Annotated in this window: 22 protein-coding genes, 1 pseudogene and 1 riboswitch; of the genes and pseudogenes, 14 read left to right on the top strand and 9 right to left on the bottom strand. The window is 73.6% G+C overall.

Annotated elements, in window-relative coordinates; all coding sequences use genetic code 11:
- Positions 1 to 36 precede the first annotated feature (36 nt).
- Both HF577_RS17995 and HF577_RS17990 read left to right on the top strand, forming a co-directional pair.
- Positions 37 to 657 carry a DUF742 domain-containing protein gene (locus HF577_RS17995; RefSeq protein WP_211174447.1) on the top strand — a complete coding sequence of 207 codons (621 nt, stop codon included), beginning with the start codon at positions 37 to 39 and terminating at the stop codon, positions 655 to 657.
- Positions 658 to 730: 73 nt separating this feature from the next.
- Entirely contained in the window at positions 731 to 1,303 is a 573-nt protein-coding gene (locus tag HF577_RS17990) for a GTP-binding protein (protein WP_169397042.1), read from the top strand.
- Positions 1,304 to 1,405: 102 nt separating this feature from the next.
- On the opposite strand, the gene HF577_RS17985 is transcribed toward HF577_RS17990, so the two are convergent.
- Positions 1,406 to 3,646: a helicase-associated domain-containing protein gene (locus HF577_RS17985; RefSeq protein WP_169397041.1), complete on the bottom strand. Its 2,241-nt coding sequence runs from the start codon at positions 3,644 to 3,646 to the stop codon at positions 1,406 to 1,408.
- Between the two features lie 187 nt (positions 3,647 to 3,833).
- On the opposite strand from HF577_RS17985, the gene HF577_RS17980 reads away from it, so the two are divergent.
- Together HF577_RS17980 and HF577_RS17975 are read left to right on the top strand one after the other, a co-directional pair.
- A complete protein-coding gene (locus HF577_RS17980; protein ID WP_169397040.1) occupies positions 3,834 to 4,013 on the top strand; it encodes a hypothetical protein in 180 nt (59 codons plus the stop codon).
- Positions 4,010 to 4,597 carry a nucleotidyltransferase family protein gene (locus tag HF577_RS17975; RefSeq protein WP_312859211.1) on the top strand — a complete coding sequence of 196 codons (588 nt, stop codon included), beginning with the start codon at positions 4,010 to 4,012 and terminating at the stop codon, positions 4,595 to 4,597. Before HF577_RS17980 ends, HF577_RS17975 begins: the two co-directional genes overlap by 4 nt.
- A gap of 50 nt (positions 4,598 to 4,647) precedes the next feature.
- Here HF577_RS17975 and HF577_RS17970 read toward each other — a convergent pair whose 3' ends face one another.
- On the bottom strand, positions 4,648 to 5,247 hold the full coding sequence (locus HF577_RS17970) for a LysM peptidoglycan-binding domain-containing protein (RefSeq protein ID WP_169397038.1): 600 nt from the start codon (positions 5,245 to 5,247) through the stop codon (positions 4,648 to 4,650).
- Between the two features lie 411 nt (positions 5,248 to 5,658).
- On the opposite strand from HF577_RS17970, the gene moaC reads away from it, so the two are divergent.
- Positions 5,659 to 6,138: a cyclic pyranopterin monophosphate synthase MoaC gene (moaC, locus tag HF577_RS17965; RefSeq protein WP_169397037.1), complete on the top strand. Its 480-nt coding sequence runs from the start codon at positions 5,659 to 5,661 to the stop codon at positions 6,136 to 6,138.
- Positions 6,135 to 7,060: pseudogene (locus HF577_RS39295) on the top strand (molybdenum cofactor biosynthesis protein MoaE). The gene moaC and the pseudogene HF577_RS39295 overlap by 4 nt, the downstream one beginning before the upstream one ends.
- A 63-nt stretch (positions 7,061 to 7,123) precedes the next feature.
- Here HF577_RS39295 and HF577_RS17950 read toward each other — a convergent pair.
- Positions 7,124 to 7,798 carry a LysM peptidoglycan-binding domain-containing protein gene (locus HF577_RS17950; RefSeq protein WP_246266543.1) on the bottom strand — a complete coding sequence of 225 codons (675 nt, stop codon included), beginning with the start codon at positions 7,796 to 7,798 and terminating at the stop codon, positions 7,124 to 7,126.
- 503 nt (positions 7,799 to 8,301) lie between these two features.
- Here HF577_RS17950 and HF577_RS17945 point away from each other — a divergent pair.
- The 3 genes from HF577_RS17945 to HF577_RS17935 are packed head-to-tail and all read left to right on the top strand — an operon-like array spanning position 8,302 to position 11,443.
- Positions 8,302 to 9,201 (top strand): AAA family ATPase, encoded by a 900-nt coding sequence (locus HF577_RS17945; RefSeq protein ID WP_169397034.1) that lies wholly within the window; start codon positions 8,302 to 8,304, stop codon positions 9,199 to 9,201.
- A gap of 3 nt (positions 9,202 to 9,204) precedes the next feature.
- A complete protein-coding gene (locus HF577_RS17940; protein ID WP_169397033.1) occupies positions 9,205 to 10,338 on the top strand; it encodes a vWA domain-containing protein in 1,134 nt (377 codons plus the stop codon).
- Positions 10,331 to 11,443, top strand: a complete 1,113-nt coding sequence (locus HF577_RS17935; RefSeq protein WP_169397032.1) for an XdhC family protein — start codon at positions 10,331 to 10,333, stop codon at positions 11,441 to 11,443. Before HF577_RS17940 ends, HF577_RS17935 begins: the two co-directional genes overlap by 8 nt.
- 16 nt (positions 11,444 to 11,459) lie before the next feature.
- On the opposite strand, the gene HF577_RS17930 is transcribed toward HF577_RS17935, so the two are convergent.
- Entirely contained in the window at positions 11,460 to 12,164 is a 705-nt protein-coding gene (locus HF577_RS17930; RefSeq protein ID WP_169397031.1) for an ArsR/SmtB family transcription factor, read from the bottom strand.
- A gap of 64 nt (positions 12,165 to 12,228) precedes the next feature.
- Here HF577_RS17930 and HF577_RS17925 point away from each other — a divergent pair, with 64 nt between their 5' ends.
- Positions 12,229 to 13,023, top strand: a complete 795-nt coding sequence (locus HF577_RS17925) for an isocitrate lyase/PEP mutase family protein (RefSeq protein ID WP_169397030.1) — start codon at positions 12,229 to 12,231, stop codon at positions 13,021 to 13,023.
- Positions 13,024 to 13,254: 231 nt separating this feature from the next.
- Positions 13,255 to 13,866 (top strand): hypothetical protein, encoded by a 612-nt coding sequence (locus HF577_RS17920; RefSeq protein ID WP_169397029.1) that lies wholly within the window; start codon positions 13,255 to 13,257, stop codon positions 13,864 to 13,866.
- A 13-nt stretch (positions 13,867 to 13,879) separates the two neighbouring features.
- Here HF577_RS17920 and HF577_RS17915 read toward each other — a convergent pair whose 3' ends face one another.
- On the bottom strand, positions 13,880 to 14,749 hold the full coding sequence (locus HF577_RS17915; RefSeq protein ID WP_169397028.1) for a GerMN domain-containing protein: 870 nt from the start codon (positions 14,747 to 14,749) through the stop codon (positions 13,880 to 13,882).
- A 98-nt stretch (positions 14,750 to 14,847) separates the two neighbouring features.
- On the opposite strand from HF577_RS17915, the gene HF577_RS17910 reads away from it, so the two are divergent.
- Positions 14,848 to 15,387, top strand: a complete 540-nt coding sequence (locus tag HF577_RS17910; RefSeq protein ID WP_169397027.1) for a gamma carbonic anhydrase family protein — start codon at positions 14,848 to 14,850, stop codon at positions 15,385 to 15,387.
- A gap of 25 nt (positions 15,388 to 15,412) precedes the next feature.
- Entirely contained in the window at positions 15,413 to 15,754 is a 342-nt protein-coding gene (locus HF577_RS17905) for a VOC family protein (RefSeq protein WP_169397026.1), read from the top strand.
- A gap of 9 nt (positions 15,755 to 15,763) precedes the next feature.
- Here the strand turns inward: HF577_RS17905 and thiG are convergent, their stop codons facing one another.
- From thiG to thiO, 3 genes are all read right to left on the bottom strand, one after another.
- Entirely contained in the window at positions 15,764 to 16,561 is a 798-nt protein-coding gene (thiG, locus tag HF577_RS17900) for a thiazole synthase (protein ID WP_169397025.1), read from the bottom strand.
- A 2-nt stretch (positions 16,562 to 16,563) separates the two neighbouring features.
- A complete protein-coding gene (gene thiS / locus HF577_RS17895) occupies positions 16,564 to 16,764 on the bottom strand; it encodes a sulfur carrier protein ThiS (RefSeq protein ID WP_169397024.1) in 201 nt (66 codons plus the stop codon).
- Positions 16,742 to 17,911 carry a glycine oxidase ThiO gene (gene thiO / locus HF577_RS17890; RefSeq protein ID WP_169397023.1) on the bottom strand — a complete coding sequence of 390 codons (1,170 nt, stop codon included), beginning with the start codon at positions 17,909 to 17,911 and terminating at the stop codon, positions 16,742 to 16,744. Before thiO ends, thiS begins: the two co-directional genes overlap by 23 nt.
- Positions 17,903 to 18,009, bottom strand: a riboswitch (TPP riboswitch). (Overlaps the previous gene by 9 nt.)
- A 47-nt stretch (positions 18,010 to 18,056) precedes the next feature.
- On the opposite strand from thiO, the gene thiE reads away from it, so the two are divergent.
- The gene (thiE, locus tag HF577_RS17885) at positions 18,057 to 18,725 is read left to right on the top strand and encodes a thiamine phosphate synthase (protein WP_169397022.1); all 669 of its coding nucleotides are present in this window, start codon (positions 18,057 to 18,059) and stop codon (positions 18,723 to 18,725) included.
- A gap of 77 nt (positions 18,726 to 18,802) precedes the next feature.
- Here the strand turns inward: thiE and HF577_RS17880 are convergent.
- Positions 18,803 to 19,779: hypothetical protein (locus tag HF577_RS17880; RefSeq protein ID WP_169397021.1), on the bottom strand; the 977-nt coding region annotated here is incomplete at its 5' end.

The following is a 19,779-nucleotide window of genomic DNA, read 5'->3' as shown; positions in this document are numbered from 1 at the left end:
TATGGCAACCGATCGGTAGGAAGGCAGGTGAGTCCGATGCCCCCCGGGCCCGACGACGAGCGCCGGCAATCCTCGGAGCCAACTTTCGCCGACGTCATGAACGGGTTCAGTTTCGACGCCAAGCGCACGCCGCGCCGCCGCAAGTGGGGGCGCAGGCGAGGTGCCGACGTCGAGCTGAACGACGACGTTCCTGCCGACTCGGACGAAGGTGCGGCCACTTCGCGAGCAGCACCTTCGCCCGAGCTGTTCAAACCGGGGCCGGCGACAGCGCCGATCGACATGCGCATCGTCGAGGCGGAACAACTCGGTCAGGAGACGGGTGCGTCGGCGGTCAGGCCGTACGCCTGGACTCGTGGCCGTACCAAGGCCAGGCTCGACCTGGCCATCGAAACTCTGGTGTCCACGAGCCGACTTGGCCGGGACCAGATTGGCCTGTTGCAGGTCGAGCACCGGGTCATCGCCGAGCTGTGCGAGCAGACGCGCTCGGTCGCCGAGGTCGCGGCACTCATGTCACTCCCGCTGGGGGTCGCGAGGGTGCTGTTGAGCGACATGGCGGCACTCGGCGCGGTGACCGTGCACCAGACCGCGAGCAGCGCCGGCAACGTGCCGGACCTCGCTCTGATGGAAAGGGTGTTGAGTGGACTCCGTCGGCTCTAGTTACCCACCTGACGGGTCTCCCCCTCGCTCAGCGTCGGCGTTGACCAATCAATCAGGGGGATTCGGACAGCAGATGATCGCCACCGCGGCAACCATCTCCGCCAAGATCGTGGTGGCCGGCGGCTTCGGCGTCGGCAAGACCACGTTCGTCGGCTCGGTCTCGGAAATCGTTCCGTTGACCACGGAGGCCGTCATGACCGAGGCCAGTGCCGGAGTCGACGACCTCGCGGCCACGCCCAACAAGGTCACCACCACGGTGGCCATGGACTTCGGCCGTGTGTCACTCGACTCGGAACTGATCCTCTACCTGTTCGGCACGCCCGGACAGCACCGGTTCTGGTTCATGTGGGACGACCTCGTACGCGGTGCCATCGGCGCCGTCGTGCTGGTCGACACCCGCAGGCTCGCCGACTCCTTCGCGGCCATCGACTTCTTCGAGGACCGCGGACTTCCCTACGTCGTCGGCCTCAACTGCTTCGACGGGCTGCTCCAGCACCGCGTCGAGGACGTTCGGGAAGCCATGTCGATCGACCCGGCCATCCCGATCGTCAGTTGTGACGCGCGCATCCGGCAGTCCACGAAGCAGACCCTCATCGCGCTGGTGGAGCACGCCATGCAGCACAGGATGACCGCAGGCGCTCGCTGATCCCGGCAGGCACTTCGCGACCAGGCGTCTCCCCCGGCTCCGCTCTCCCGCAAGGGTGAACGGAGCCGGGAGGCGCCTGGCTGCGTCTGGGCGTGAGAGCGCTCAGGAGTCGTTCGACGAGCTCTCGACCATCGCGATGCTGGTGATCCTGTGCAGTGGCACGCGGTGCAGGCCGCCCTCCACCGTGTCGCGGCCCTCCACCACACCGCCGCCCACGCTCGTCGGTTCCAGCACCCGCTCGCCGGCCACACCGTGCCCGTCGACGAACCCGATCCAGACGCGCTGCCGGGCAGCGGCGGCCGAGCGCAGCAGGTCGGGGATGCCACCGTTGGCCCGGGTCCCGGCGTCGCGGCGCACGCCGGCCAGCGCGTCCCCGGCGCGCATCCGGGACACGAGCGCGGCGAGCTGCTCACCACCGGGTTCCGGCGGCGAGCCGGTCCGTCCGGGCGCGCGCCGGCGCGGCGCGGTCCGTCTGCCCTTGTCGGTCAGGTCGAGCACGGCACCGCCGGTGTCCTCGGCGGCCGGGCTGAAACCGGCGGCGCGCAGTCCGTCCAGCAGCTCCACGAGCGACAGCGGGGAGACCACCACCGTCGGCGCGATCCGGCGCAGCTCCAGGGCCGCGCTGTCGGGGTGGGCGAGCACCTCGCTGATGAGCACGGCGTCGTCGGAGCGCAGGAACGAGGACGCCACGCCCCCGCGCAGCCGTCCGTGCCGGCGCGCGACGTCGTCGATGAGGTAGGTCAGGCCCTGCGGCACGGGGGTGGCCGAGCGCTTCGCGAGCAGCTCGTGCAGCTCGGCGGCCGTGCGGCCGGCGTCGAGCGCACGGCGGATGGTGGCGTCGGTGAAGCGGAAGACGGTGGCCCCGCCCGCTGACTCGACCTCGGCCACCAGCACCAGCTCCGCGGCGAGCTCGGGCTGGAGCGGGCCGGGTGCCACGGCGGTCAGATCGGCCTGCAGGAGCACGTGGTCGACGGGCTCGGGCAGGGTGGCACGCAGGGCGCCCACCAGCCCGTCCGGCTTGTCGAGGAGTACCCGCCCCGGCGTGGAGATCGCATCCAGGGCGACCACGCCGAGCACGGTGCCCTCGGTGAGCACCCAGCCCACCACCTCGTCGCGGAGCCGGCCGCCGCGGCGCGGGGCGCGCCAGGCGAGTACGTCGCGCAGCGCGGCCGGCGACCCGGGCGCCGTGCCCGGACGCAGCTCGGCCAGCCCGGCGAGCACCCGGCGCCGGTCCCGCGGGGCCAGCGGGCGCCGGACGGACTCGGACAGGGCCGCGATCACGCGTCCGGCGTCGTCCTTGCGGCCCACCAGTCCGGGGAGCCGCGGGAGGTCCAGCCAGGTGCGGGCGATCAGCGACCAGCGCAGCTCGGGACCGCCTGCCGCCCACACGTCGGCGTTGGTGGTGGGCACCCAGTCCGGTGCCACGCCGTCGCTCTCCCCGATGAGGTCGGCCGCCACGGCCAGCTCCACGAGCAGGGCCGCCACGGTCTCGTCGACGTCCATCTCCTTGGCCGCCCGGCGCAGCTCCCGCACTCCCAGGCCGCCGGAGCGCAGCACTGCCGGTGGCGTCCGGCCCCAGAAGCCGATGAGGAGCTCCAGCTGACGCAGCACGCCCAGCGCGGCCCCTCCCGCAGTGCGGTCGACGACGTCGGCGCCGCGCTTCCTGGCCCCGATGTCCGGCGGGCTGACGTCCACGGTGCCGAGCGGCCGGTCGCCCCTCAGTGCCAGCCCCACCTGCCGCGGCAGCTCGACCGTCTCGGCGTCGACGCGCACGAGCAGCCCGCGGGCCAGCAACCTGCCGACCGCGCTGTCCGGGTCCGACCCAGCGCGGCTGCGCCCGATCGGCGGTCCGGCCGCCAGCGCGTCCAGCACCCGGCGCTCGTCGGGAGACACCGCCGCGAGCATCCCGGGCAGCTCCGACGACCCCGCGAGGCCCGCCGTCTCCCGACCGAGCCCCCCGGGATGGCGCGGCACCACGTCGAGCGCGGCGGGGACGAGGGACAGCTCGTCGTCGGGCCCCCACACCAGTGCGCGCTCACGCAGCGCCGCCAGCGGCCCGCTGAGCGCCGCGCCGGGCACGTCGGGACCGAGCAGCCGGCGTACCTCGGCGAGCGGGACCGGCGCGCTGTCCGCGCCCGCGACGACGAGCGCCTCGAGGACGATGAGCGTGACCCGGTCGAGGTCGTCGCACGCGCGGTGGACGGACGCCCGGATGCCGGCCCGGGTGGCGAGCACGGTGAGGTCCGCCGGGGGCGGCACGGCCAGGTCCGGACGCAGCCGGAGCAGAACCGCGAGAGTCTCGTCGTCCTGGGCGCGCAACCAGTCGACCAGCGGAGTGGGCATCGCCTCCACGGTAGTCGGCGCCCGTTGCACGACGCCCCTCGTGCACCGCACCTGATCGTCAGGACGACAGCTGGGTGCTGCGACGGGTTCGGATGTGGTCCGAAGTGGTCCGTACCTGACCTCGTCCCTCACCACGCGGTCCGGTACGGGATAATCGGCCGCGACGCCCGACCCCGAGGAGGACACCGTGGCCAAGGCCGCCCGTGAGGGCCGGATCGACCCGACGTGGCCGGAGCTGCCCGACGGCGAACATCCGGTGAGCGAGCTCGCCAGTCCCCGGCAGGGCTCCCTGTCGCCGTTCGGCGACGTGGAGTTCCCGCTCGATGAGGTGCCCTACGTGCACCCCGTCACGGAGATCAACAGATAAGCGTCCCCGCCGGCCTGCTGCTCGCGGCAGGTGCCGGGCGCCGGATGGGCAGGCCCAAGGCGCTGGTCGAGCTGGGCGGCGAGCCACTCGTCCGGCGAGCGCTGCGGGTGCTCGCCGACGGCGGTTGCGCGCCGCTGGTCGTGGTGCTCGGCGCGGAGGCCACGGCCGTGGCCGACCTCGTCCCGTCCGGCGTTCACGTCGTGGTGGCGCAGGGGTGGGCGGAGGGCATGGGTGCTTCGCTGCGCACCGGGCTCGCCGCGCTGGCGGAGTTCGACCCCGTTCCCGACGCCGCACTCGTCCACCTGGTGGACCTGCCGGGGGTCACGGCGGCCGCCGTGGCCCGGATCGGGGCCCGGGCCACGCCCGACGTCCTGCTGCGGGCCGCCTACTCCGGGCACCCGGCCCACCCCGTCCTGATCGGACGGTCACACTGGGCCGGGGTGCGCGCTGCGGCGACCGGCGACGCCGGAGCCCGCGGCTACCTGTCCGGGCACCCCGATCTCGCTCTGGTGGAGTGCGGGGACCTGGCCGACCCCGACGACGTCGACACTCCCGAGCAGCTGGCTCGCTACCGATCCTGCTGACCCGCACCCGGCCCCGTCGCCGGAGGGCGGCTGCGGGTCAGCAGGCGGGATCACAGGGTGATGTGCTGCCCGGGGGAGATCTTGTGCGGGTTCCCGGCGAGCCCGGGGTTCTTGTTCACCAGGGTCTTCCAGCCACCGGCGACGCCGTGCCGGCTCGCGATCGACGACAGGGTGTCCCCGCGCTGCACGACGTACGTGCCGCTCGTGGCAGCAGGGGCGGCGGGAGCGCTGAGCCGCACCTGCTGGGCGGGGGCGCTGCGCTGGGTGGCCGGCTCGCCGACGGCTCCGGCCTTGCGGGAGCAGACGGGCCATGCGCCCCAGCCCTGCTTGGCCAGCACGCGCTCGGCGACGACGATCTGCTGAGCGCGGCTGGCCTGGTACGCCACCGGGGCGAACTCGGCGCCGCCGAAACCTCTCCAGGTGCTCGGCGAGAACTGCAGTCCGCCGTGGTAGCCGTTGCCGGTGTTGATGTCCCACCGGCCGCCGCTCTCGCACTGGGCGACGCGGTCCCACGTGCTGTCGGTCGCCGCGTGAGCCACCGGGGTGGCGATCACGAGTGGTGCTCCTGCGACGGCTCCGGCTAGTGCGGTGCGGGCGATGGTCCGCCCGGTCGTGGTGGGGGCACGGTGACGGCCGCGGTAGCGCGCCATGGGTGTATCTCCGTGCGCTGCGCACAGACGTCCGCCGGGGAGCTGGCGGGGCGGCAGAGGGGCTGCCACCACGGTCCGTTCCTGTCCCGCGCTTCGTGAGGCAACGGGGAGCCGGGACCGCCGGACAGGGGAGCGCTGCGGTTCCGGGGCCTTCAGAACCTGGGGAGTTCCGGAGGGCCGCGGAGAACGCTACGTCCGTCCGGGCCGGGAGCAAACACAGCGCGCGGAGCGGCACGCGCCCCGATCGTGTACTCCGAACGGCCCAGTGGGACAGAATTGTGGCTGCTCACCATCCCCGGATGATCAACGTTCGAGATCATCGAAGGTTGCTTCACGGTGATGCAGATCACCCTCATGTGCTCGCTTCCGCGCCTCGCGGCGTCGGCTCCGACCACGCCGTAGGGTTCGGGTGTGGAGCTGACCCACGTCGACACGGCAGGCGCCGCCCGCATGGTGGACGTCACCGACAAGGAACCCACCGCGCGCACGGCGGTCGCCACCGGCACGTTGCGCACCACCGCCGAGGTGGTGGAACTGCTGCGCCGCGACGGCCTGCCGAAGGGCGACGCGCTCGCCACCGCGCGGATCGCCGGGATCATGGGAGCCAAGCGCACCCCCGACCTCGTGCCGCTCTGCCACCCGATCGCCTTGAGCGGGGTGGTGCTCGACCTCGAGCCGGACGGGGCGGAGGTGCGGATCCGGGCCACCGTGCGCACCACCGACCGCACCGGCGTCGAGATGGAGGCGCTCACCGCCGTCGCCGTGGCCGGGCTGGCCCTGCACGACATGGTCAAGGCCGTCGACCCTGCCGCGGTGCTCGACGGCGTGCGGGTGGAGCGGAAGGACGGCGGCAAGACGGGTACCTGGACGCGTCCGGAGGACCGCACGTGAGCGCTCCCGGCCGCCGCGCCCGCGTGGTGACGGCGTCGAACCGGGCCGCCGCGGGCGTCTACGCCGACACCGGGGGCCCGCTCATCGTCGACTGGCTGCGCGAGCGGGGGTTCGAGACCCCGGACCCGTCCGTGGTGCCCGACGGCGAACCGGTCGGCGACGCCCTGCGGGCAGCCGTCGCGGACGGGGTCGACGTGGTGATCACCACCGGTGGCACCGGCATCTCACCCACCGACGCAACACCGGAGGTGACCCGCGGGATCCTGGACTACGAGGTGCCCGGCCTGGCCGACGCGATCCGGGCCGCCGGAGCGCCGAAGGTGCCCACGGCGGTGCTCTCCCGGGGGCTCAGCGGGGTCGCGGGACGCACGCTCGTCGTGAACCTGCCCGGATCGACGGGTGGGGTCCGCGACGGCCTGTCGGTACTCGCCGAGGTGCTGGAGCACGCGGTGGACCAGCTTCGAGGAGGCGATCATCGATGACGGAAGCAACGACCCGAGCGGTAGTCCTGCGGGCTGCCGTCGGAGAGTCGCCGCTCGACGTGGCGGAGCACGCCGCGCTCGTCGACCAGGCCGCCGCAGGCGCCGTGGTGACGTTCGCCGGTGTGGTGCGTGACCACGACGGCGGGCGGGCCGTGCGCGGCCTGGAGTACAGCGCTCACCCGAGCGCGGAGAAGGTCGTGGCCGAGGTGGCCGCCGACATCGCTGCGCGCGCGACGGGCGTGCGGGCGATCGCGGTGAGCCACCGGGTCGGCCGGCTCGAGATCGGGGACGTCGCACTCGCCTGCGCCGTTGCCGCCGACCATCGGCGGGAGGCCTTCGAGACCTGCGCCGAACTGGTCGAGGAGGTGAAGCGGCTGCTGCCCGTCTGGAAGCACCAGGCGTTCACCGACGGCACCGACGAGTGGGTCGGCTCGACCTGAGGGCTGTGGCCGCGCGTGGGTACGGAGCCGCGCAGAGCCGCTCCGTACCCACGCACGGGCGCATCAGTGCAGGTCGAGCTGCTGGCCGATCCGCAGGACGTTCGGGTTGTGCAGAACGTCGGTGTTGCGGTCGAACAGTGCGTGCCAGCCGCCGGGAAGGCGACGCTCCGCGGCGATCTTGCTGAGCGTGTCGCCCTTGACGACGGTGTAGTCCGCGCCGTTCTTGGCGAGGTGCGGGGCCGCGACCCTTTCCACCCGTGCCGGCGCCTTGGCCTGTGCCTTCGCCTTGGCCTTCGCCGGAGCCGCCGCCTTTGCCGGGGCCTTCACGGCAATGGGCTCGGAGACCCGGATCTGGGAGGCGTTGCCGCGCACACCGGTCTTGCGCGAGCAGGACGGCCATGCGTTCCAGCCCTGCGCCGCCAGCACCCGCTCAGCGACAGCAATCTGCTGCTGCCGGCTCGCCTGGTGCGGCATACCCGCGCCACCGTAGGCCCGCCAGGTCGTGGGATTGAACTGCAGGCCACCGTAGTAGCCGTTTCCGGTGTTGATCTTCCAGTTACCGCCACTCTCACACTGGGCAAGCTTGTCCCAGGCGGAGTCGGGGGCGGCATTGGCGGTGCCTGCAACAGCGAACGGGACACCAACCGCGACTGCGCCGGCGAGAGCCAGACGCAGGAGACTTCGGCCCTTGCGGGAAACAGGTCGAGAAGTCATTTCTTTGTTCTCCATTCGCACCATCGAGGAGAACGTGCTCGTCAGCGGGCAGGGGGTTCGACCCGGCGAGCAGCTCCCTGCCATCTCGTCAAAGCCTGGGGCGACTTCTCCGAAATGGCGTCCTCGGCCCTGTCCCGTCTCCATCTCGACGGACCGGAACCGCGGGACAGGACCCTGGTGCGACAGCTCCGGATGTATTCCGATCGGCCCTCTCGGAACGACCGGCCGTAGACGTTACGAGGCACCCTCGGGAAATCGTCAAACCCCAGATGGGTGACCGAGGTCACGAGAAGCAACGGACACGGGGGGCAATATCCATATCTCTGCAGGTCAGAGCACCAATCGATTACGGGCGCATCACGGCGGATCGATTACAATCAAACCGGAAGTATTGTTGGTTCGGCAGTAGATCGGCCGGTCACAGCGAGTAGCGAAGGTCCCGCAACTCGGCCGGATCCACCCCCGCCGGGGCTCGCGTGTCCTCACCCGCGGTGGCTAGGGCTCCCCGGTTCAGTCATGCTGGATCCGTGACCGATCGCCCGAACGCCACGGGTTCCCCCACCGAGCTGGCGGCTGCCCTGCGCACCACCGGCTACCTCGCAGACGACGGCATCGCCACGGCCGCGTTCCTGGCCGTGCAGATGAACCGGCCCCTGTTCTGCGAAGGCGAGCCGGGTACCGGCAAGACCGCACTGGCCCATGCGCTCGCGCAGGTGTTCGGAGCCGAGCTCATCCGGTTGCAGTGCCACGAGGGCATCGACGCGGCCCAGGCCCTGTACGACTGGGACTTCCCCCGTCAGTTGCTGCACCTGCGCGCACTCGAGGCCGCGGCGAGCGCGACCGGTGAGACGCTCGACGCCGACGCGGTGGAGGCATCCCTGTACGACCCGCGCTTCCTGCTCGCCCGGCCGATCCTGCGCGCTCTGCAGACCACTCCGAGCGTGTTGCTGATCGACGAGATCGACCGCGCCGACGACGAGTTCGAGGCATTCCTGCTCGAGGTGCTCACCGAACACGCCGTCACCATTCCCGAGATCGGCGAGGTCAGGGCGAAGGTGCCGCCGGTGGTCGTCCTCACGTCCAACCGCACGCGCGAGGTGCACGACGCACTCAAGCGGCGCTGCCTCTACATCTGGCTCGACCACCCCGATCTGCAGCGCGAGATCGAGATCCTGCACTCCCGGCTACCCGGCCTGCCCGAGCGGCTCGCCGCGCAGGTGGCAGGGGCGGTCCAGCAGCTGCGCCGGGCCGACCTGCTCAAGCCGCCCGGGGTGGCCGAGACGATCGACTGGGCCCGCGCCCTGCAGCTCGTCGGCGCCCGGCACCTCGACGTCGACAGCGCCGCCGCCACGCTCGGCGCCGTCCTCAAGTACCGCGAGGACGCCGACCGCGTCCGCAAGCAGCTCGACACCCTGCTCGCCTCCTGAGCCATGACCGCGTCCACGCCAGCGCCGACCGACGACCCGGTCCCGGGTCTGGTGGGTTTCACGGTCGTGCTCCGCAACGCGGGGCTCGCGATCACCACCGACCGGGTGGCCGCGTTCCTCGCCGCGCTCGACGCGCTCGACGTCACCAGCCGGACGCAGACCTACTGGGCCGGTCGGCTCACCCTCTGCTCCGACCCCGACGACCTGCCGCGCTACGACCGCGCGTTCGAGGACTGGTTCACCCCGCCGCCGGGGGGCCGCACCGACATCACCGACCACCGCAAGCCGCCACCGCCCACGCTCGCCGCACTCACCCCGGACAACACCGACGGTGAGAGCGACGACGACGGGCAGGAGCCACAGATCCGGGCCCGCGCCAGTGGTGCCGAGGTACTGCGCAACCGCGACCTCGCCGAGCTCACACCGGCCGAGCGCGAACACCTGCGCACGCTGCTGGCCCTGCTGCAGCCCGAGCTGCCGCGGCGCAGGTCCCGCCGGATGCGACCGTCCCGGCACGGCGGCACCGACGCCCGGGCCACCCTGCGCGCCACCCTGCACAACCAGGGTGAGCTGCGCGAGCTGCGCCGTCGCGACCATTCCCGGCGGCCTCGCAAGATCGTGCTGCTCGTCGACGTCTCGGGTTCCATGGAGCCCTACGCCGACGCGCTGCTCCGCTTCGCCCACGTCGTCGTGCGGCGGTCACCCGGCGCCGTGGAGGTGTTCACCCTCGGCACCCGGCTCACCCGCGTCACCCGGGAGCTGCAGATGCGCGACGCCGAACGCGCACTGGCCGCCACGGGCAAGGCGATCCCCGACTGGTCGGGCGGCACCCGCCTCGGCGAGGTGCTGCAGGCGTTCGTCGACCGGTGGGGGCAGCGCGGTGCGGCCAGGCGCGCCGTCGTCGTGGTCTTCTCCGACGGCTGGGAACGCGGCGGCACGGAGCTGCTCTCCCAGCAGATGGCGCGGCTGCGCAGGCTCGCCCACCGGTTGGTCTGGGTGAACCCCCACGCGGGCAAGGAGGGCTACGCGCCGGTACAGGGCGGAATAGTCGCGGCCCTTCCGTACTTGGACGATCTGTTGGCCGGGCACAGCCTCGCCACTCTGCAACAACTGCTCGAGGTGGTTCGCAATGCGTGACGTAGTTCGCCAGCTCGAAGACTGGTGGGACAAGGGCGAGCCGGCAGCGCTCGCCACCGTGGTCGGGACGTACAGTTCCGCTCCACGTCAGCCTGGCGCGTCGATGCTGGTCGGGCCGGGTGGCGAAGCGGTCGGCAGCGTCTCCGGCGGCTGCGTCGAGGGCGCGGTCTACGAGCTCGGGCAGCAGGTGCTGTCCGACGGGCGGCCCATCCTGCAGCGCTACGGCGTGTCCGACGACGACGCCTTCGCCGTCGGGCTCACGTGCGGCGGGATCATCGACATCTTCGTGGAGAAGGTCGACCCCGAGCAGTACGCACAGCTGGGCGCGGTGGCCGAGGCGATCCGCGACGAGTCGCCGGTCGCGGTGGCCACCGTGGTGTCCGGCCCCGCCGAGCGGCTCGGCACCCGGCTGATCGTGTGGCCCGACCGAACCGACGGCGGCACCGGCTCCGCCCGGCTCGACGACGCCATCCGCGACGACGCGCGCGGGCTGCTCGACGCGGGGCGCAACGCGATGCTGCACTACGGCGTCGACGGGCAGCGTCGCGGCGAGGGCCTCGACGTGTTCGTCGAGTCGTTCGCCCCGCCGCCCCGGATGATCGTCTTCGGTGCGATCGACTTCGCGGCCGCGGTCGCGAAGATCGGCAGCTTCCTCGGCTTCCGGGTCACCGTGTGCGACGCGCGTCCCGTCTTCGCCACGGCGTCGCGCTTCCCCGGTGCCAACGAGGTCGTCGTGGAGTGGCCGCACCGCTACCTCGCCGCCGAGGCGGAGGCCGGGCGGATCGACGCCAGGACCGCGCTGTGCGTCCTCACCCACGACCCGAAGTTCGACGTGCCGCTGCTCGAGGTGGCCCTGCGGCTGCCGGAGGTCGGCTACATCGGGGCGATGGGCTCGCGGCGCACGCACGAGGACCGGCTGGAGCGCCTGCGTGAGGTCGGGGTGACCGAGGCCGAGATCGAGCGCATGTCGTCGCCCATCGGGCTCGACCTGGGGGCCCGCACCCCGGAGGAGACGGCCGTGTCGATCGCCGCGGAGATGATCGCCCTGCACTGGGGCGGCGCCGGTTCCCGCCTGGCCGAGCGCCAGGGACCCATCCACGTCTGACCGCGCGGCCTGTCCATCAGGTTGGTGTCGCGGCGGTGGGGAGCGTGACGCCGAGCAGGTCGGACAGCGCACGCGTACCCGACGGGGTCAGCCGGACGGCGCGCCCATCGCCCCTGCCCGCGATCCAGCCGTTGTGCTGCATCCTGGATCGCAGGTGGGCGCCGGCCTGCCCCGCCAGGTGGGACCGCCGCTCGGTCCAGTCGAGGCACGCACGCGCGACCGGACGACGTGATGGGACCGGCACGAAGCCCAGCTCGGCACGGAACCAGGCCATCCCGTCCGTAGTGAGGGCGAACCCGCCGGTGAGATCGAGAAGTCCGCGCTCGCCGAGCGCGCTGGTGATCGCCACCCCGAGCCGCCCGGCGAGGTGGTCGTAACAGGTTCGGCCCCAGGCGAGGGCGGCCGTCGTCGCCACCGCTCGCAGGCCGACCGGCTCCGCTCCCCGCGGGGCGGCGTGAGCGCCCAGGTCCTCCAGGAGCTGCGCCACCTCCGGGGCGGCGAGCTGGACGTACCGGTGCCTGCCCTGGCGGCGCTCCACCAGCAGGCCGCCCGCCACGAGGCGCCCGAGGTGCTCGCTGGCCGTGGAGGGGGCCACGCCGGCGAGCGCGGCCAGCTCCCCGGCCGTCCATGCCCGCCCGTCCAGCAGCGCGAGACAGAACTGCGCGCGCGTCCGGTCGGCGAGCAACGCGGCGAGGTCGGCGAGAGCGGCACCGGTCGTCATCCCCCGATCCTGCCGCGCCGACGTTTCGGCGGCCGCCGAACCGAGGGCGTCCTACCGTGCCCGCATGACGAGGTTCCACGACCTGCACCATGGCGCTGACCCGCTGCTGTTGCCCAACGCCTGGGACGTCGCCTCGGCCGCTGCGCTCGCCGAGGCCGGGTTCGCGGCCGTCGGCACGACCAGCCTCGGCGTCGCCGCGGCTCACGGGCTGCCCGACGCGGCAGGCCTCGCGCGCACCGAGACGCTCACGCTGGCCCGGAGACTGGTGGCGCTGCCCGTGCCCGTCACCGTGGACCTCGAAGCAGGGTTCAGCGACGACCCGTCCGAGGTGGCGGACCTGGCCGCCGAACTGGCCTCGATCGGAGTCGCCGGGATCAACCTCGAGGACGGCAGACCGGGGGACGTCCTGGTCGACGTCAGTACGCAGGTGCGGCTGCTGCAGGCCGTCAAGCAGCGGGCTCCCGGCCTGTTCCTCAACGCGCGCACCGACACGCACTGGTTCGATCCGGCGGCCCCGGTCCACGAGGCGGTGCGGCGGGGTCGGGCTTATGCCGGGGCCGGCGCCGACGGCGTGTTCGTGCCGGGGCTCGCCGCCCCGGACGACGTCCGCGCCCTCGTCGCCGGAGTGGACCGGCCCGTGAACCTGCTGCACCTCCCCGGCCGCACCAGCGTGCGCGAGCTGGCGGCCCTGGGGGTACGGCGCATCAGCACGGGCTCGTTGCTGTTCCGGGCGGCCGTGGGAGCCGCGGTCGCGGCCGCGGAGGCCGTGCGCGACGACCGGCCGCTCGACGCGGCCACGCCCACCTACGCCGACATCCAGCGGCGCTCCTCCGCCCTCTGGGGCCGGCCTGAGCAGTGATCGTCGCGAGATCCACCGATACGCCCTCACGCGGACGCACGGGCCGACCTCGGAACGATCATGTCGAGACCCGCACCCCGAGCCCGCGGGGAAGGGCGACTCGCGAGCCGGAAACGGGCGACTCGCGCGCCCAGAGCGGGCGACTCGCACATCCAGGGCGGGCGACTCGCGTGCGGGAAACGGGCGACTCGCCGGGGGGCGCGGAACGGGCGGCTCGTACGCTGCGCCGCCATGCGGTTCTACGCCGAACGTCCGGCGCGGGTAGTGCTCCAACTGCTGGCGGACCTGCTCGCAGTCGGATGGCTGGTGGTGTGTGTCCTGGCCGCGCAGGCGGCCCGCGAGCTCATCCTGGGCCTGCAGGGGCCCGCACAGACGATGGTCGACGCCGGGGGCACCATCCGCGGCGCCTTCGACGAGGCGGCGCGGACCGCCCAGCAGGTGCCGTTCGTCGGGGACGACCTCGCCCGCGGGCTGAGCGGCGGCACCGGGGCGGGCGACGCGCTGGCGACGGCCGGCCGGGAGCAGCTGGAGACGGTCGCGACCGTCGCGCTCGGCACGGCGGTCGGGATCGTGGTGCTGGGGGCGCTGCCGGTGCTGTTCGTGTGGCTGCCGCTGCGCCTGCGGTACGCGCGGGCGGCCCGGTCGGCCGTGGCGGTGCGCTCCGTCGACTCCGATCTCCTGGCCCTGCGCGCGATGACCCGGCTGCCGGTCCGGCGCCTGCTCAAGGTCTCCCCCGACCCCGCTGCGGCCTGGCGGCGCGACGACCGGGCCGTCGTGCACGGGCTCGCGGCGCTGGAGCTGCGGAGTCTGGGGCTGAAGACCCCGAAGACCCCACCGGACTGACGTGCCGGGGGCCCTATCCGCGGACCGTCACCGACTTGTCGTCGGTCAGGACGGGGCGTCCCTCGCCGCCGGACACGTCGTCCTCCAGCACCCGCACGACGTAGTCACCGGGCGCCAGGGCCACCGTGAAGGCGAACGGGGCGAACCGCTGGCCCTCGCTGGTGCTCGTGACGCCCGACCGCACCACGGCGCCGTCCCGCAGCACCTGCCACAGCACCGTCGCCTCGAACACCGCGGCCTCGCCGGTCACCTCGACCTCGCGCCCGACCACCGCGCCGTCGGCGGGCCCGTCGATCTGGACGAGGGAGCGGAGCGCGTAGTCGTCGCCGCGGCGCACCGGCTCGGCCGTCGGCACCGTTCCCCACAGGCGCGCCACCGGCTTGCCGTCCACCAGGATCCGCACCGGGTCGGCGGACTGCAGCGCGCCCTGCACCGTGAACACGAGCTGCTGCACGGTGAGCTCCGCGAGCTCGGGGCTCGGCGGAGCACCGTCGGCCCCCGCCAGGTCCACGACGATCGTGGTGTCCTCGACGCGCACGGGCGTGCGCAACGTGGTGCCGGACGGCCAGTACGAGTGGTAGTCGGGGTCGGTGCCGGTGGGCTCGGCCAGCATCTCGCGCACGGCGGCACTCGCCCGGTTGTCCGACGGGACGCGGTGGAACTCCCGCTGCAACCGCGGGCCGGCCGGGGTGTCCGCCACGTAGTAGACCGGCACCGCGGCCGCCTCACCGGCCGTGGAGCCCGCCGGTGGGGTCGACCGGACGGTGGGCACGGGCTCGGGCAGCACGGCGCCGGGCGGCGGACCCGACGGCCCGGACTCGGCACCGCAGCCGGCGAGCACCACCGCGAGGACGGCCAGGACCGGGCCACGTCGTGCGATCATCGGCGAGCACCTCCCCACGGTCGGCCACCACGGTGCCCGGCAGGGAGACGGTCCACCGAGCGACGCGCCGGACGCACCCGGGTGGCACGCTGCGGGCCATGCCGCTGTTCTCCTTCGAGGGCCTGTCCCCGACCGTGCACCCGGACGCGTTCATCGCCCCCACCGCCACGCTGGTCGGCGATGTGCGCGTCGAGGCCCACGCATCGATCTGGTACAACGCGGTGCTCCGCGCCGACTTCGGTCCCATCATCATCCGCGAGGGCGCGAACGTGCAGGACGGCTGTGTGCTGCACGGCGGCAATGATCCCATCACGGAGGTCGGCGCAGGTGCGACGATCGGGCATCTTTGCGTGGTGCACGGGTGCGTGATCGGCCCCGAGGCGCTGATCGGCAACGGCTCCACCATCCAGGACGGCGCCCGCATCGGGGCGCGCTGCCTCGTGGGGGCGGGCGCCACCGTCGCGCCCAACACGGTGGTGCCCGACGAGACCCTCGTGCTGGACACGGTCGGCCGGGAGAAGGGCCCACTGACGCAGTCGGCCCGCTGGTGGGTGGAGGGCAACCCGGGCATCTACCAGGAGCTCGCCCGGCGGCATCGCGCCGGCGTGGAAGCGGTCGTGCCGATGCTCGAGGGCTGACGCACGCTGCCGTTATCGTGCCGGCGTGCGCGCCCGGCTGGACGAGATCGTCATCGACTGCCACGACCCGGCCCGGCTGGTCCGGTTCTGGGCCGCGCTGGTCGGCGGAGAACCTGTGGACCGGGAGCCCGGCTGGTCCTACGTCGATCCGCCGGGCATGCCCCGGCTGGCCTTCCAGGCGGTGCCGGAGGCCAAGGCCACGAAGAACCGGCTGCATCTCGACCTGTCCGGGCCTGCCGTCGCGGCGGCCGCGGACGAGGCCGTGGGGCTGGGGGCCACCCGCAGCGGAGATGTGGTCACCGACGCCCACGGCTCGTTCCAGGTGATGCTCGACCCCGAGGGCAACGAGTTCTGCTTCGTGGAGTGAGTGACGGCCTCAGCCGGCGTCCGGGTCCGGGGAGGAGGCCTGCGCCCAGTAGCGCCGCGGGATGCGGCCCGCTCCCCGCGCGGCGCGTCCCGCCTCCACCGCCAGGCGCATCGCGTGCGCCATCCGCTCCGGGTCTCCTGCCCGCGTGACCGCCGTGGCGAGCAGCACGGCGTCACAGCCCAGCTCCATCGCCAGCGCGGCCTCCGAGGCCGTGCCGATGCCGGCGTCGAGCACGACCGGCACCGAGGCGGCAGCCACGATCATCTCGATGTTGTGCGGGTTGCGGATGCCCAGCCCGGTGCCGATCGGCGAACCCAACGGCATCACCGCGGCGCAGCCCGCCTGTTCCAGCTTGCGTGCCAGCACCGGGTCGTCGTTGGTGTAGGGCAGCACCGTGAAGCCGTCGTCGACGAGTTGCTCCGCGGCGTCCAGCAGCTCGATCGGGTCGGGCAGGAGCGTGCGTTCGTCGGCCACCACCTCGAGCTTCACGAGGTCGGTCTCCAGCGCCTCCCGCGCCAGCCGCGCGGTGAGCACGGCCTCCGCCGCGGTGCGGCAGCCCGCGGTGTTGGGCAGCACCTCGATGCCCAGGCGACGCAACAGGTCGAGCACGCCCGTGCCGGTGGCCGCGTCGATCCGCCGCATCGCCACGGTGGTCAGAGAGGTGCCGGATGCGACGAGCGCGCGTTCCAGGATCTCCAGGTTGGCCGCACCACCGGTCCCCATGATCAGCCGGGACGGGATCTTCCGTCCACCGATCACCAGGACGTCGCCGTCGACGTCCGAGCGTGTCACGGGCTCTCCGATCATCGTCATCCTCCCTGCACCGCCGTCAGGACCTCGATACGGGCGCCGTCGGCCAGTCGAGTGTCCGCCCAACCGGCCCGCGGCACGACCTCGCCGTCCACTGCGACCGCCACGCCACTGCTCGGCGCGCCCAGCTCGGCGAGCGCGTCGAGCACGCTCGCGCCCGCGCCCAGCTCACGCTGGTCACCGTTGATCCACACGTGCACGTGCTACCTCCTCGGGGTGCTGATGCGCTCCGCGGAATCGGTGCGGGTCGGCCGCACGCACCGACTCGGGGACGGGACGGCCGTGCAGGAGCGCAAGCACGGCGTCGGCTGTGACCGGGGCGAGCAGCATCCCGTTGCGGTGGTGGCCGGTGGCGACGAGCAGTCCCTCCGGCCCCACGGCGCCGACCAGCGGCAGGTTGTCCGGGCTGCCGGGCCGCAGCCCGGCCGCGCTCTCCGCCAGTGCGTACTCGGCGATGCCCGGGAGCACCCGCTCCGCGTCGCGCAGCAGGTCGCGCACACCGCCGACGGTGACCTCGGTGTCGAACCCGGTCTCGGCCTGCGTGGCCCCGATGACGAGACCGCCGCCGTTGCGCGGCACGGCGTAGACCGGACGGCCGTCCACGAGCGCCCGTACGGTGCGGCTCGGCGCCGGGAACGCGCCTGCGCGGTGGGCCAGCCGCAGGATCTCGCCCTTCACCGGGCGCACCAGCCCGCGCAGCACCGGGTGCAGCGCGGCGGAGTGGGCGCCCGCGCTGACGAGCACGAGGTCGGACGGGAGCTCGGCCCCGTCAGTGCGCACACCCGTGACGCGCGTCCCGTCGTCGAGGACGGCCCGTGCGGCGCTCTCGACGACGGCGGCCCCGGCGCGCTCGGCGGCGGCCCGCAGGGCGGCGAGCAACATGCGGTTGTCGACCGCGAGGTCGTCGGGTACCGACAGGCCACCGCGGACGTCCGGTCCCAACGCGGGCTCCAGGCGCCGCAGCTCGCGGCCGGAGAGCCGCTCGACGGCACGGCCGAGCCGCGCCAGGTAGCCCGCAAGGGTGTCCAGCTCGGCGCGGTCGCCTGCCCCGGTGGCGACCACGACGGTGCCCTCGGTGCGCAGCCCGGCGGGGCGGCCCGCGGCGGCGGCGACCTCCTCGGCGAAGCCGGGCCAGCGGCGCACGGACTCCACGCCGAGCTCCAGCAGCGCCTCCTCGCCCGGCCACGCCTCGGTGACCGGTGCGAGCATCCCGCCCGCCACCCAGGACGCCCCGGAGGCGGGCGCCGGGTCGAGCAGCGTGACCTGCAGGCCGGCGGACGCGGCCCGCCAGGCGCAGGACAGGCCGATCACCCCTGCGCCGATCACCGTCAACCGTGAGTTCGTCATCTCCCCGCTCCCTGCGCCGGCATGACCCGGATCAGGTTCGACGGTCGGGATCTCCGGATCCCCTCTCAGCCCGCTGCCGGGCTCCCGTGCGTCACCTGTGGTTCACAGTACGCGCCGCGTCCGGTGCCGCGTAGGGTCGGTCACCGTGCCCGGATTCGACGGAGACGCCCTGCGCGCGCGGTTGGCCGACGCGCGCCTCTACCTCTGCACCGACGCGCGGCGCCGCACCGGCGACCTCGCCCGGTTCGCCGACGCGGCGCTCTCGGGTGGTGTCGACATCGTCCAGCTACGCGACAAGGGCGCCGACGGCGCGCTGGAGGCCCGCGAGGAGCTCGCGGCGCTGGAGGTGCTCGCCGAGGCCTGCGCCCGGCACGGCGCGCTGCTCGCGGTGAACGACCGGGCGGACGTGGCGCTCGCCGCGGGCGCCGATGTGCTGCACCTCGGCCAGGACGACCTGCCCGTCGCCTGGGCCCGCAAGATCGTGGGCGACGACGTGGTGGTCGGGCGTTCGTCGCACAGTGCGGACGAGACCGCGACGGCCGCACAGGAGGCGGGCGTGGACTACTTCTGCGTCGGCCCGTGCTGGCCAACGCCGACCAAGCCGGGCCGACCGGCACCGGGGCTCGATCTGGTGCGGACGGTGGCTGGCCGGTCGCCGTCGCGGCCGTGGTTCGCCATCGGCGGCATCGACGAGGCCCGGCTCGACGAGGTGCTGGCCGCCGGTGCCGACCGCGTCGTCGTCGTGCGGGCGATCACGCAGGCCGAGGACCCGCGAGCGGCCGCCGCCGCGCTGGCGGCCCGCCTCCGCGCCTGACCGTCCTCGCAGACCGGCTGCCGTCCTCGCAGACTCCGTAGCCTCTGCGACGAGGCCGCGGGGTCTGCGAGGAGCGGTCAGTTGTTCTCGCCGCCGGGTACCGGGACCAGCGGGGTCGGGACGGCGCCGCCGTTGTTGCCCGAGCTGTCGCCGCCCGATCGGTTGTTCCCGGAGCCGTCGTTGGCCGAGCCGCCGGTGCCCGAGCCACCGGTACCCGAGCCCCCGGTCCCGGAGCCGCCGTTCCCGGTTCCGCCGTTTCCGGAGCCCCCGGTCCCGGAGCCGTCGTCCCGGAGGTCGCCGGAGTCGCCGCCGGGTTCGGCGGGGCGGGAGGTGGCGCTGCCCCCGTCGCCCGGGTCCTTCGAGGAGTTCGCGCCACTGCTGTCCTGACCGGCGCCGGGAGCGTTGCTCGGGTCGGTGCTGGGGTCGGCGCTCGTGGTCGGGGTGGGCGTCGGCTCCGGCGTCGGGGTCGGCTCGACCCGCTCCTCCTTGTGCCGGGGCTCGTGGTTGCCCTCGATCACCCGGCCGACGGACGTCCCGGACTGGCCCGAGGTGAGGGTGGATCCCTTCGCCCACTCCACCCCCGTGATCGCGAGCAGGCCGAGCACGAAGACGAGCACGGTCGCCCCCGTCCAGAGGACGAACCGGTGCCGCGGGGACCGCGCCGCCACGACGGGTTGGACGACGGGCTGGACGCCCGGTCCGACGCGGAGATGGGCGGTGGGCGCCTCGGGCGAGATGCGCGGCATCGGCATGGTGATCTCGGCGGCCCGCTCCTCCACCGCGTCCATGCCGCGGCCACGGGTGAACCGGATGCGGGCTGCGATCTTGTCCCGGGTGCGGTCAAGTGACTGCTGGTAGAGGGTGGCGGCCACGGTGCTCGCGACCGAGCCGAGCGCGGCACCGGTCACCGTGCCCGCTGCGCCGAAGAAGGACCCGAGCACCGCGCTCGTCGCCGCAGCCCCGGCGCCCGCCAGCACCTTGTTGAGGGTGAGGTCGACCCCGCCCTTCGGCTGCGTCTGCACCGTCGCCTGGGTGGTGGGGGTGGTGGGCTGTC

The organism is Pseudonocardia xinjiangensis (assembly GCF_012911925.1).
Lineage (GTDB): Bacteria > Actinomycetota > Actinomycetes > Mycobacteriales > Pseudonocardiaceae > Pseudonocardia > Pseudonocardia xinjiangensis.
This window is presented reverse-complemented; position numbering and strand designations above follow the sequence as displayed.